Annotated in this window: 11 protein-coding genes; 8 read left to right on the forward strand and 3 right to left on the reverse strand. The window is 56.5% G+C overall.

Translation table 11 applies throughout. The features are described 5' to 3' along the window. The first annotated feature begins 89 nt into the window (after positions 1-89). Both ACQAYK_RS06290 and proB read left to right on the forward strand, forming a co-directional pair. Positions 90-1,709: an APC family permease gene (locus ACQAYK_RS06290; protein ID WP_215873260.1), complete on the forward strand. Its 1,620-nt coding sequence runs from the start codon at positions 90-92 to the stop codon at positions 1,707-1,709. Then, entirely contained in the window at positions 1,706-2,851 is a 1,146-nt protein-coding gene (proB, locus tag ACQAYK_RS06295; protein WP_255790268.1) for a glutamate 5-kinase, read from the forward strand. Before ACQAYK_RS06290 ends, proB begins: the two co-directional genes overlap by 4 nt. On the opposite strand, the gene ACQAYK_RS06300 is transcribed toward proB, so the two are convergent. Genes ACQAYK_RS06300 through ACQAYK_RS06310 form a run of 3 tightly spaced genes read right to left on the reverse strand, consistent with a single transcriptional unit; the run spans position 2,842 to position 6,621 of the window. Then, positions 2,842-5,103 (reverse strand): mechanosensitive ion channel family protein, encoded by a 2,262-nt coding sequence (locus tag ACQAYK_RS06300; protein WP_226826874.1) that lies wholly within the window; start codon positions 5,101-5,103, stop codon positions 2,842-2,844. The genes proB and ACQAYK_RS06300 overlap by 10 nt on opposite strands. A gap of 10 nt (positions 5,104-5,113) precedes the next feature. Further along, positions 5,114-5,935: a ferritin-like domain-containing protein gene (locus tag ACQAYK_RS06305; protein ID WP_215873259.1), complete on the reverse strand. Its 822-nt coding sequence runs from the start codon at positions 5,933-5,935 to the stop codon at positions 5,114-5,116. A gap of 26 nt (positions 5,936-5,961) precedes the next feature. Beyond that, entirely contained in the window at positions 5,962-6,621 is a 660-nt protein-coding gene (locus ACQAYK_RS06310) for a 7-cyano-7-deazaguanine synthase (protein ID WP_215873258.1), read from the reverse strand. Between ACQAYK_RS06310 and ACQAYK_RS06315 the strand changes: the two genes are divergently transcribed. From ACQAYK_RS06315 to ACQAYK_RS06340, 6 genes are all read left to right on the forward strand, one after another. After that, positions 6,601-7,317 carry an L-threonylcarbamoyladenylate synthase gene (locus tag ACQAYK_RS06315; protein ID WP_226826876.1) on the forward strand — a complete coding sequence of 239 codons (717 nt, stop codon included), beginning with the start codon at positions 6,601-6,603 and terminating at the stop codon, positions 7,315-7,317. The genes ACQAYK_RS06310 and ACQAYK_RS06315 overlap by 21 nt on opposite strands. A gap of 7 nt (positions 7,318-7,324) precedes the next feature. Continuing rightward, complete coding sequence (locus ACQAYK_RS06320) at positions 7,325-7,987, forward strand: site-2 protease family protein (protein WP_215873257.1); 663 nt, start codon at positions 7,325-7,327, stop codon at positions 7,985-7,987. Beyond that, positions 7,984-9,183, forward strand: coding sequence for a tryptophan--tRNA ligase (locus tag ACQAYK_RS06325; protein WP_215873256.1), 1,200 nt, complete (start codon positions 7,984-7,986; stop codon positions 9,181-9,183). Before ACQAYK_RS06320 ends, ACQAYK_RS06325 begins: the two co-directional genes overlap by 4 nt. After that, positions 9,173-9,955: a segregation and condensation protein A gene (locus ACQAYK_RS06330; protein ID WP_215873255.1), complete on the forward strand. Its 783-nt coding sequence runs from the start codon at positions 9,173-9,175 to the stop codon at positions 9,953-9,955. The genes ACQAYK_RS06325 and ACQAYK_RS06330 overlap by 11 nt, the downstream gene beginning before the upstream one ends. Further along, the gene (gene scpB, locus ACQAYK_RS06335) at positions 9,948-10,469 is read left to right on the forward strand and encodes an SMC-Scp complex subunit ScpB (protein ID WP_226826878.1); all 522 of its coding nucleotides are present in this window, start codon (positions 9,948-9,950) and stop codon (positions 10,467-10,469) included. Before ACQAYK_RS06330 ends, scpB begins: the two co-directional genes overlap by 8 nt. Positions 10,470-10,610: 141 nt before the next feature. After that, complete coding sequence (locus ACQAYK_RS06340; protein WP_215873254.1) at positions 10,611-11,921, forward strand: NAD(P)/FAD-dependent oxidoreductase; 1,311 nt, start codon at positions 10,611-10,613, stop codon at positions 11,919-11,921. Positions 11,922-11,963: the final 42 nt, after the last annotated feature.

Here is an 11,963-nt window from a genome sequence, read left to right on the forward strand (position 1 = left end):
AACTTCGTGAAAGCATTTTCGAGATTTGACACACATTTATTTTTATGGCAAGGTAAAATTAGATTATCATCAAAAAAGGGAGAATCACTTTGAAAGATCAACCACTGCGGGATGATAAGAGGGGTTTACGGCGGGAAGGAAAATTGCAGGGTCTAATCCTTGCCTGCGTTGGTGCTTCAATTGGTTCTGGCTGGCTATTCGGTCCGCTATATACGGCCAAAATGGCTGGTCCTTATGCGATAGGTTCGTGGGTGATCGGCATGGTCGCCATTCTTTTGCTTGCTGTGGTTTTCGCCGAACTTGCACCGCTAATTCCCAAAGCCGGCGCGGTAGTTCATCTGGCGAATATTGGCAACGGTCCGATCGTCGGTAACATGTGGACCTGGATTTTGTTTTTGTCATACGCGACGATTGCTCCTATCGAAGTGACGGCGTTGCTTACCTACGGAAATAATTATTTTCCTCATTTTTTGCAGCCCAATAGTAGCTTGCTGAGCAGTCAAGGATATTTCTACGCACTGCTCGCTTTGGCGTTTTTCGTGGCACTGAACTTTCTTTCAGTACGCTGGATTTTTCGGATCAACAACGGTGCCACCTGGTGGAAGATAGCGATTCCAGCGCTCACAGGAATTGCTTTTATTGTTCTCGGCTGGCATTCGGGCAATTTTCACAGCGCTGCGGGAAATTCTGCTAGCAATATTCAAGGAATGTTTGTTGCCGTGGCAACCGGTGGCGTCATTTTCTCTTTGTTGGGCTTTCGCCACGCCATCGATCTGGCGGGTGAAAGTGAAAACCCCAAACGTGATCTGCCGTTGGCGACCATTCTTTCGGTGCTGATCGCAGGTGGCATCTATATCCTTGTACAAGTGGCATTCATTGCTGCGGTGCGACCAGAAGATCTGGCCAATGGTGGCTGGGAGCATTTGCACTTTCCCGGCATCAATGGGCCATTTGCGGCGCTGGCCGCCAGCATTGGAATTTCCTGGCTCGCTGTCCTTCTGTACGTGGACGCCTTTGTCTCTCCAGCCGGGACAGCATTGATTTACACCGCCACTTCCGCCCGTGTCACCCTGGCAACGGCAGAAAGTGGAGCGTTCCCTAGGATTCTTGGCAAGATCAACGGGCATGGCGTGCCCTGGACCAGTCTGATTTTGCTCTACATTGTCGGGGCCATTTTCTTCCTACCTTTTCCGTCCTGGCAGAAAATGGTTGGTTATATCGCTTCCATGACGGTATTGTCGTATGTCATCGGTCCCATTGCGTTGATGCAGCTACGCAAGGCGATGCCAAACCTCGAGCGGCCCTTCACCCTTCCTGGAGCAAAAGTAATCGCACCGATCTCTTTTGTTGTGGGGACCTGGATCGTCTACTGGTCCGGATTGCATACCCTCAATTTTATTTTTGGAACACTATTTGTACTGCTTGCGCTCTATGCTATCTGGGGTGTTTTCCGCAAAGAACCTCTGCGCGAAATGGGTTGGCAATACATGTGGTGGATTATTCCTTATTTCCTTGGTATATGGGGAGTATCTTGGATTAGCCCTAAATCGCTGGGCGGGATTGGTATGATCGGGTTCTACGAGGGAATGGCCATCATCGCCGCATTCAGCCTTGCGATTTTTTACTGGGCAGTGCATAGTGCTGTCTCTGATCACGAGATTCGGGTCTACATGCGAAATCTGGGTAAGCGCGGGGTTGGCGCACCGTGAGCGAAAACCAGCGGGAGCGTCCTTCCGCAGGAAGAAAATGGGTGGTGAAAATCGGCAGCAGCCTGCTCATGAATGGCATGGGAAGGCTTGCAGAAGACCGGGTTTCCGACTGGCTATTGCAGATACAGGCGCTGATCCATGATGGGTATCAGATCGTATTGGTGTCTTCTGGAGCGGTCGGCGTTGGAGCTCGACGTATGGGCTGGGAAAGCCGACCGACACGCCTTGCCGATCGTCAGGCTGCTGCCAGCGTCGGTCAGTCTATTCTCATGCATGGCTACGAGAAAATCCTGCACCAGATTCAGCGGGAAAACCATCCTACCTTGCACTGTGGCCAAGTCCTACTCACGCATGAGGAGCTGCGCAATCGTGCGCGCTACCTGAATGCCCGCGAAACTTTGCGCACCTTGATCGATCACGGCGTATTACCCATCGTCAATGAAAACGACGCCATCTCGCATCGCGCCATACAGCTGGGCGACAACGATACCTTGGGAGCGTTGGTCGCTAATTTATGGGATGCAGACTTGCTCGTTTTGCTGACGGATCAGTCCGGTCTGTTTGACGCGGATCCGCGCACGCATCCCGAAGCAAAGTTAATCCATCATGCCAAGGCAGGTGAGGCGCGCCTAGAACGTTTGGCCGGTTCCGGTGGATCCTCGGTAGGTACGGGTGGGATGTTGGCAAAGGTGAAGGCAGCGGCACGGGCGGCGCGTTCAGGCACCTCCACGATCATCGCTGGCGGTCTGGAGGAGCGAGTGTTACTCCGTATCGCCGCGGGAGAGTCAGTCGGTACCCTGCTCGAAGCCAGAAAAGCCGTTCTGACGGCGCGTAAGCGCTGGCTGTCTGACCACTTGCGTGTGCATGGTAAGTTATATCTTGACGCTGGGGCATCCGATGCTGTTCGAGCGGAGGGTGCGAGCCTCCTAGTTTTCGGTATCAAAGGACAGGAAGGTGAATTTCGGCGGGGAGATCTCGTCAGTTGTCTCGATCCAAGCGGGCGCGAGATTGCTCGCGGTCTGATCAATCTGGATTTTCATCTGCTCCAACACTGTCGTCTGCAATTGGCCGAAGAGGGCGATGTTTCTGATGATTTTCGCGTTGCTATTCACCGCGATAATCTGGTACGTAGTCAGACCTGAGCCGAGCTATCGTGCTCGGCGGCCGGAGCGCGCTCCGGAAAATAAAGATCCTGCTGCTGGTGCGCAAGGCGTATGCCGCGGCGATATAACGCCTCAACCGCTCGGGCACGTAGTTCTGTCTGAATGGTAAAGCTGTTGTTGCAGTCGCCGATGTACACGCGCAGATAAAACACTAGAGAGTTTTCGGTTACATCCAGCAGTAATGCCGTCGGTGGAATACCGCGCGGATCATCCTGTAAAACGTCAGGGTGATTTTGACCAACTTCTTCCAGAATTTCGCGCACTTCGTCAATATCCGAGTCATGCCGTACTCGTAACGGAATCATGAGCCGCAGCACGTTATTACTGTACGTCCAATTGGTGACCTGACCGGATATGAGCTCGGAATTCGGTACAAAAACTTCCGTGCGATCGAAGGTCAGAATCAGCGTAGAGCGTATGCTGAGCCGCTGTACATAACCTTCCGTTGTTCCCACCCTGACCCAGTCACCAACGCGAATGGGACGTTCCAGCAGTAGAATGATTCCCGAAACGAAGTTGTTGACGATATTCTGCAAACCAAAACCAATTCCGACGGACAGCGCACCGGCAATGATGGCGAGGTTATGCAAAGCCACTCCCGCTGTCGATAGCGATAGAAGAATGGCAATGATAAAGCCGACATAGCGAAAAATAGCGAGGACGGAATGACGGGAGCCAATGTCGAAATGGCGAAAAATACCGCGCGCACTGGCTAGCCGGCTCTGTATCCATTGGTTGACATTAAACAGAACAATCAACAAGAAGATCGCGATCAACCAGCGAAACGGCTGAATATGAAAGTTCCCGACGCTGAAACCTTGAATGAAATACTGCCAAAAGTAGTGGAAGCTACTATGCGTTAGGCCCCAGGCAAGCAAACTGATAGCCAATACCAACATCCAGAGGGAGGCGTGGATGAGAATTCGTAGCCAGTACAACCACGAACTGCCTTGTGTAGTGAATCCCAGGTGTTGCCGAAGGAGACGCGGCAGAGCACCGTTGTCTTCGTCGTCGTCTTCCCCCCAGATATCGTCTATGAACCAGGCGACGACTCGGGCAACGATGACGGCTACCAAAGTAGTGACGAAACCATCGGTGAGATAATTGGCAAGCTGAGAGAAGCCAATGAAATTGAGCAGGATCAGAACCGTGGCCAGACCAAAAAGAAGGACTTGCAGCCATCGCCAATTCTTGAGAAAGGTGAAGCGTCGAGCACGCCATAGCATCCAGATGATGCTGGAGAGAATTGCTGTATGGATTACGGTCAACAGGGCCGTGTGTTCGGCGATGATGTTGCTTCCCTGCGGATCAAGGGACTGGTACATCACCACGAAGACGCCAAAGGTGATGATGAAGCGCAACGGACGCCACAATACCCGCAATAACACGGCTTCTCGCTGTGCACGATTGGGTATCTCGGCTAGATGGCGCAGCATGGAGCGGGCGAGCCAGGTGCTGAGGATGTACGCGGATAAAGTCGTCAGCACCAACTCAGTGATCGGCAGCAAAACACCGAGCAGAACACTTGCCAGTAGCCAGGCGATAATGGCAAGCAGCGGATATAACTCCCGAATTGCAGATCTGGAGTTACGGCGCAGAATCATCGCCACCAGGTAAACAGCAATGCCGATTCCCCAGGCCCCCTGAAAATTGGGGTCGTTGAATATCGCGATAGCATTCCAACGAATCCAAAAATCCCTTTCTTGTTCCCATGTTTTTTTGGGGGTGCTGACAATCTGTGAAATTTGCTGAATAAAATCGGGACCGCGCTGCAACAGTTCTCGGGTATGGATACGGGTTTGCTTGGCGTGCAGTTCGCCGAGGACGGTATTCCCACCGACATACAGTACCTTGCACGCAGCGAGTTTTCCGTTGACCTGTTTCTGCTGGGTTTCGAGCTTTTGTCGCAATTGACCGAGCTCAGCTGGCTCGCCTGCGACTGGATGGCCTAGAATATGCAGAGATTTTTCAATGGTGTTGAGTGATGCCTGCTGCCTCTGAGTACAGGCGTTGGCGGAGGCAACCACAGCCTGCGTCTGTCTTTGCCATTGACGCAGTTGCTGGAGGCTGACTGAGCCGTTCAAGGAATCATGAATGTGGTGCAGTACACTAGCATCACCGGCGAAGTCGCTCGTTGGGCTAGCTGACGCCAGGGAGGAAAGCAGTCCGCATGCCAACAGCAAGCCGAGGCAGACCCGCAACAGCGATTGCGACAGCTTCTCTGAGGTCATGCCAGACGGCTCAGGTAACTGCGCGCCGGGCTCCGCGCATGAGCAAGGGAAGGAGCAGGCGTTGTAGCATCGGTGGCAGGGCAACCGGCTTCATCAGCATCTTGATTGCCATCTCAAAGGGATAGTGACGGCGAATCCAGACGCTCAGACGTTTGCGAAAGGCGCGGAAGTCGTTTGGGGTAAAAGTCTGCCCTGGATTGCGCAGTTCAAAGGCGCAACGAATGGCCAAAAAGCTGTCCTCGAGGTCTGCCTCGGCGGCACGTTGCCACAATCCGCGCAGAATTCGCCAGCGAGAAATTCTTTCCCGCGTCTGGTATTCCCGGAAGAAGCGATAAAAGTACTTATAGTGTTGTACCTCGTCGGCGCGGATACGAGCAGCAAGCTCACGTAATACGGGTTCCGGGCTTGCCTGTTGAATCATCGTATAAAAACTGGCAGTGCCGGTCTCGACCACGCAACGGGCCGCCATCTCCAGTGCCGGGGTAGGTCCCAGACTTTCGGTCTGGCAGAGCGGGCCATATTCCGCCACGAATCGTGCGTAGGCGGCCTCCCAATTGAAATCTGGCCAAACTGCCAAAACGTAGGCGCGCAGGGCGCGGCCGTGCTGCACCTCTTCCTGTTCCCACTGCTCCCGGAGCCACGACTGCGCCTCCAAATTGCTTCCATAATATTCCGCCAGATTGCGAGCGTAGAGGTCCGACAAGGTCTCGACAAAAGAAGCGCCAGCCAAAAGATAAAACCAGTCATTTTCCTCAGCGATGGCAGCGCACTCTATGCGGTCGAAGGGGATATCTTGTAGAGACCAGCGAGGATGGCGGGGGTTCTTGGCCATTCGAGGCAGCTCTCCTGTTCTGTCAATCATTCATTGCGGGCGTACTGGACGTCTACGGACCGCAGGCCAGCGCGACGGAATGCTTCCCGTCGCTTCAGGCACTGCGGGCAAACGCCACAATGCTGCGCCCTCCCAAGCAGACAACTGTACGATAAATTCCACTCGACGCCCAAGTCCTGACCCAATGCCACGACTTCCGCCTTGGTCAATTCTGACAGTGGCAGCAACAGAGTACGTCCCAGCGCTGCCAGACTGTTCCGCAGCGGGGCCAATGTTTCCGCGCGTGATCCGCTGTCCACCGCGGCGTCATCAGCAGTGATCCCCATGCAGATGTGTGGAATTCCCAAGGCGCCCGCGGCGCTGGCCGCCACGCTGATGGCGATCAGATTGCGATAGAGCATGGGCACATGGAAGCGATGCGGTCGAAGTTCGCCAAGCGCCTCGCCCAATTCTCCCATAGGTATGCTCCGGGCAGCGATCCCCAGCTGCCCGCACTGCGCCAGCACCGATCGCCACTCCTGCGCCGCAGCGCGCTGCGCGTAATCCAGAAAAAACGGTTCCGGTGCATAGCCTGCGCGCTGCAGAAGGCGCAAGAGTGTACTGCTCTCGACTCCACCACTCATCAGCAGGAGTATGCGGCTGCCTCCCGCAAGAGCTGGCAGCAAATGTTGTACTTGGTCTATCATGCCGCAGTTTTCTCCTTGCCTATCGAGAACTCTTTGACCCTGATATTGGATGTCCATCCGCAAACCCCGCAAGCGCGTCTTCTCCGACAGGCGGCAGAGCAGGCCCGCGCCGGTGGCCTTCTGGTGTATCCCACCGACACTTGCTACGCGCTGGGATGTTGCATGAGCGCCAAGGCGGCGCAGGAGCGCCTGCGGCAGATCCGTCAGCTCGACGTCCATCACGACCTGTCCTTGCTATTTTCCAGTATTTCGCAGCTAACAGAATACGCCAAGCTCGACGATCGCAACTTTGCCATCCTGAAGCGGGTCTTACCTGGTCCCTTCACCTTTATTTTGCCCGCAACCCACGACGTCCCGCGGCGCCTGGCAGACCCGCGACGGCGCAGCATTGGGGTACGTGTGCCGGATGCCCCGGTGGTACAGGGGCTCCTTGGCGAGCTGGGAGAACCGCTGATGAGCTCCACTCTGCAGCTTCCCGGTGATTCTCTGCCGTTACACGAAGTGCATGAAATCACGGATCGGATCGGTAATCGCGTGGATGTGCTGCTCCGCGCCGAGGACGGCAAAACCCAGTGCTCTACGGTGATTGATCTGAGTGAGTGGCCGCCACGTCTTCTTCGCCGCGGCCTGGGTGATCCGGATTCTTTGGGAATCGAACTGGCCGATACCGGAAATCCGATCGCAGAAGAGGTATAGTCGGCGCATGAACGATATCGAAAATATTATTCGGCAGATCAGTATCTGGGCGATTCCGGTGCTCTTTGCGATTACCGTGCACGAGGTCGCCCATGGCTGGATGGCCTGGAAACGCGGCGATCCCACGGCCATGCTGATGGGTCGCCTGACCCTGAATCCGCTCAAGCACATCGATCCCTTTGGCACGATCCTGCTGCCCGCCATGTTGCTGCTGTTCCATTCACCTTTCCTGTTCGGCTACGCCAAACCAGTGCCGGTCAATTTCGCAGGTCTGCGCGATCCCAAGCGCGATATGGTGTTGGTTGCCATCGCCGGACCTGCCGCCAATCTGATCATGGCAATCTTCTGGACCATGGTCCTCTGGCTGGGGGTGCAGTTGGCAGCTACCGCACCGTACTTTGCCGAGCCAATGCGGTTGATGGGGCAGGCGGGCATCCTGATCAATGGGGTACTGATTCTGTTCAATCTCATTCCCATTCCGCCCCTCGATGGCGGGCGGGTGGCGGTGGGCCTCTTGCCCCGCGACGCATCCAATGCCCTAAGCCGGGTCGAGCCTTATGGATTCATCATTCTGATTGTGCTGCTCTTTACCGGGATCCTATGGACGGTGCTGGGCCCCGCCTTTACCTGGTTTCAGGGATTCTTTTTTCGGCTGGGAGGGCTGGCATGAGCGCAACGGTCGTTTCCGGCATGCGTCCTACGGGACGCCTGCATCTCGGCCATTACCATGGCGTCTTGAAAAACTGGCTGCGTTTGCAGGAGCAGCACGAGAGCTTTTTCTTTGTCGCCGATCTGCATGCCCTCACTACCCATTACGAGCATCCAGAGGGTATTCGCCAGTCGACCTGGGATCTGCTGGTCGAATGGCTGGCGGTAGGGCTCGATCCGGAAAAGGCAACGCTTTTTGTGCAGAGTTGGGTACCCCAGCATGCCGAGTTGGCCCTCCTGCTGGGCATGCTGACGCCTTTGTCCTGGCTGGAGCGGGTGCCCACCTTCAAAGATCAGCAGGAGCAGTTGCGCGACCGCGACCTGGCAACCTTCGGATTTTTGGGCTACCCGGCCTTGATGAGCGCCGATATCCTGCTCTATGACGCTGCCTGGGTGCCGGTCGGTGCCGATCAGGTGGCGCACCTGGAAATCTGTCGCGAACTGGCGCGTCGTTTCAACAGCCTCTATGGCCGCAGCCAGGAGGATAGCGAGGCACTCGCAGCAGGCCTGCGCGCCCTCGGCAAAAAAGGCAAGCAGCAATATCAGCGTCTGCTGGAGCGTTTTCAACAGGATGGTGACGGCAGCGCGGTCACGCAGGCACGCGAACTCCTTGACAGCGCTGCCAGTATCAACGAGGCAACGCGCATCCTGCTGCTTGCCAATCTCGAAGGCAAGGGACGGACGATTCTCAGCGAACCGCAACCGCTACTGACGGAAGCGGCAAAAATGCCGGGATTGGACGGGCGGAAGATGAGCAAATCTTATGGCAACGCCATCGCCCTGCGCGAAGAGCCGGAAACAGTGCGCAAAAAACTGCTCACCATGCCCACGGATCCGGCACGGGTGGGGCGCCACGATCCCGGCGACCCGGAGCGCTGCCCGGTCTGGCCGTTGCACCAGATTTATTCCCATGAGACCACCCGTGCCTGGGTGCAAGAGGGTTGTCGCAGTGCTGGCATTGGCTGCGTGGAGTGCAAGAGCGTACTGGTGGACAAGGTGTTGGAGGAGCAGGAGCCCATCCGTGCACGCGCCGAGGACTGGGCGGCACGGCCGGAGCGGCTGCGGGAAATTGCTGCGCATGGGGCCGAGAAGGCACGAGCCCGCGCCGAGCAGACCTTGATTCGCGTCCGCGAAGTCATGGGGCTGGATGCCGGCTGATCAGGGAGTTGCCTCCGGGGAGGTCATGCCCATCCCCGAGGGGCTGTATATTCCGCCCGATGCCCTGGAGGTCATTCTCGACCAGTTTTCCGGGCCGCTGGATCTGCTTTTATGGCTCATTCGCCGCAATCGGATGGATATTCGCGACATTCCTGTCGCGGAAGTCACCCGCCAGTATCTTAGCTACCTGGAGGAGGCTCGGCGGCGACAGCTGGAATTGGCGGCAGATTACCTGTTGATGGCAGCCTGGCTGGCAGAGATCAAGGCACGCATGCTCTTACCCCTGCCGCCCAGTGAGGAGGGGGAGGCTGAGGATCCGCGCGCCGAGCTCGCACTGCGCCTGGCCAAGCTCGCCCAGGTGCAGGCGGAAGCCGAGGCGTTGACGACCCTACCGCGGGCCGGCCTGGATTTTCTGCTTCCCACCGCTCTTGCCCATGATCCGGTGCCGCTCGTACCGCCCGTGCTTGCCGTATCCCGACTGCCAGAGCTGTTGCGACAGATCGCGCAGCGTCACCGACACAGGCAGGCGCGCGCACCAGCGCCGCACTTCGCCTTCGACCTGCGGCAACGCATTCTCGAGGTATTGCAATGCTGTCGTAGCGCCATCCGCCCGCTGCATTTTCATGAAATCCTGCCGCGGCAACGAGATCGCTTACAAGTAGGACTGAATCTACTGGCCATTCTTGAGCTCTTGCGGCAACAGGCACTGTGCTTGCTCTGGCAAGATGAGGTTTGGCTGCTGAGTGCCGTCGCCGGGGACGAGAATGTCTGAAGATCCCCTGCGCGATCTCCTCCTGGCGATTCTGCTCTTGCGTACAGAGGGCATAAGCGAGAAAGACTTGGATGCTTTGCTCGGCAACGACCATCCACAATGGCGGGAAGTGCTGGTCCAACTTGTAGAGACCGGTTGGGGGCCTCTGCAGCTGATCGCGCAGGGAGGGCAGGTGCAGGCGCGCCTGCATCCGCGGTATCTGTATCTTCTCCAAGAGCTGCAGCTGGAGAAGCCGCGCCCGTTGCGCAAGGTCCTTTTGGAGACTCTGGCCATTATCGCCTACCATCAGCCCATCACGCGGCCCGAAATCGAAGATTGGCGCGGCGTTGCTGTGGGCAGTGGCATTCTGCAACAACTACAGGACTTTGACTGGATTGAAATCAAGGGGCATCGAGACGGCCCGGGACGACCAGCGCTGTGGGGAACAACGACGGAATTCCTGCGTCATTTTGGTTTGTCTTCCTTGGCCGAAATGCCTGCGGTGAATCTGGAAAATGCGTTGCCAGAATCATAAGGAAATATAATGAAAAGATTAGAAAGTGCTGATTTGACTGTGGCCCCGCGCTGATTGATAGTTTCCCGGTAAGCTAACAGTAGAAAATCTTTGCCGACATTATCGGCGTTTGCATTGGGCAGAAACTTGAGGAGCAAGACCATGGCACATGTGGTGATTTTGGGCGCAGGCACGGGCGGAATGCCTGCCGCGTATGAGATGAAGCACGCTCTGGGAGCGGGCCACGAAGTTACATTGATCAGCACCAACGACTACTTTCAGTTCGTGCCGTCCAACCCGTGGCTGGGCGTGGGCTGGTCTAAGCGCGAAGACATTACCTTTCCCATTCGGCCCTATGTAGAACGCCGTGGCATCAAGTTCATCGCCAAGAATGCGGAAAAGATCGACGCCGAAGCGCAGACCATTACCTTGGCGGATGGTAGCTCGGTGCATTACGACTATCTGATGATCGCCACCGGACCACGTTTGGCCTTTGAGCTGGTCCCGGGTTCTGACCCGCATGAAGGACCCGTGCAGTCTGTCTGCACTACCGATCATGCGGAACTCGCCTATGGCAAGTACCAAGAACTGCTCGAAAATCCCGGCCCCATCGTCATCGGTGCCATGGCTGGTGCCAGCTGCTTCGGTCCTGCGTACGAGTACGCCATGATTGTCGCTTCCGACCTCAAGAAGCGCGGGATGCGCGACAAGGTGCCCTCCTTCTCGTTTGTTACGAGCGAGCCCTACATTGGTCATCTGGGTATCTCTGGGGTTGGTGATTCCACCGGCATCCTTACCAAAGGGCTGGAAGAGGAGGGCATCAAGGCCTACACCAACTGCAAGGTGAGCAAGGTCGAGAATGGCGAAATGTTCATCACCCAGGTCAACGACAAGGGCGAGACCGTCAAGGAATTCACCCTGCCGGTGAAGTTTGGCATGATGATCCCCGCTTTCCGCGGCATTCCTGCGGTTGCCAATGTCGAAGGACTCTGCAATCCGGGCGGCTTTGTCATTGTCGATGACAACCAGCGCAGCAAGAAATACTCCAACATCTACGCCGTCGGCATTGCCATCGCCATTCCGCCCGTGGAAGCGACCCCGGTACCGACTGGCGCTCCCAAGACCGGTTATATGATCGAGTCCATGGTCAGCGCCTCGGTGTACAACATCAAGGCGGACATCGAAGGCCGCGTGGGCGACAAGACCATGGGTACCTGGAATGCCGTCTGCTTTGCGGACATGGGTGATCGTGGCGCTGCCTTTGTGGCGCTGCCGCAGATCAAGCCGCGCAAGGTGGACATTTTCGCCTACGGGCGTTGGGTACATCTGGCCAAGGTCGCCTTCGAGAAGTACTTCATCCGCAAGATGAAGATGGGGGTCTCCGAGCCCTTCTACGAGCGTGTGCTCTTCAAGATGATGGGTATCACCCGCCTCAAGGAAGAGACAGAAGTCGAGCAGCGCAAGGCTTCCTGAGGCACGCTGACGTCGCCAGTATCGGCCCCACCAGCTCGGTGG

It is taken from the genome of Acidithiobacillus sp. AC3, from assembly GCF_050261095.1.
Taxonomy (GTDB): Bacteria; Pseudomonadota; Gammaproteobacteria; order Acidithiobacillales; family Acidithiobacillaceae; genus Igneacidithiobacillus; species Igneacidithiobacillus copahuensis.

What these genes read in the sequence shown, in the direction of transcription:
- ACQAYK_RS06315 (WP_226826876.1), top strand. Translation starts at nt 6,601, where the DNA reads ATGTTGTACTTGGTCTATCATGCCGCAGTTTTCTCCTTGCCTATCGAG.
- ACQAYK_RS06320 (WP_215873257.1), top strand. Translation starts at nt 7,325, where the DNA reads ATGAACGATATCGAAAATATTATTCGGCAGATCAGTATCTGGGCGATT.
- ACQAYK_RS06310 (WP_215873258.1), bottom strand. Translation starts at nt 6,621, where the DNA reads ATGATAGACCAAGTACAACATTTGCTGCCAGCTCTTGCGGGAGGCAGC.
- scpB (WP_226826878.1), top strand. Translation starts at nt 9,948, where the DNA reads ATGTCTGAAGATCCCCTGCGCGATCTCCTCCTGGCGATTCTGCTCTTG.
- ACQAYK_RS06330 (WP_215873255.1), top strand. Translation starts at nt 9,173, where the DNA reads ATGCCGGCTGATCAGGGAGTTGCCTCCGGGGAGGTCATGCCCATCCCC.
- ACQAYK_RS06325 (WP_215873256.1), top strand. Translation starts at nt 7,984, where the DNA reads ATGAGCGCAACGGTCGTTTCCGGCATGCGTCCTACGGGACGCCTGCAT.
- ACQAYK_RS06305 (WP_215873259.1), bottom strand. Translation starts at nt 5,935, where the DNA reads ATGGCCAAGAACCCCCGCCATCCTCGCTGGTCTCTACAAGATATCCCC.
- ACQAYK_RS06300 (WP_226826874.1), bottom strand. Translation starts at nt 5,103, where the DNA reads ATGACCTCAGAGAAGCTGTCGCAATCGCTGTTGCGGGTCTGCCTCGGC.
- ACQAYK_RS06340 (WP_215873254.1), top strand. Translation starts at nt 10,611, where the DNA reads ATGGCACATGTGGTGATTTTGGGCGCAGGCACGGGCGGAATGCCTGCC.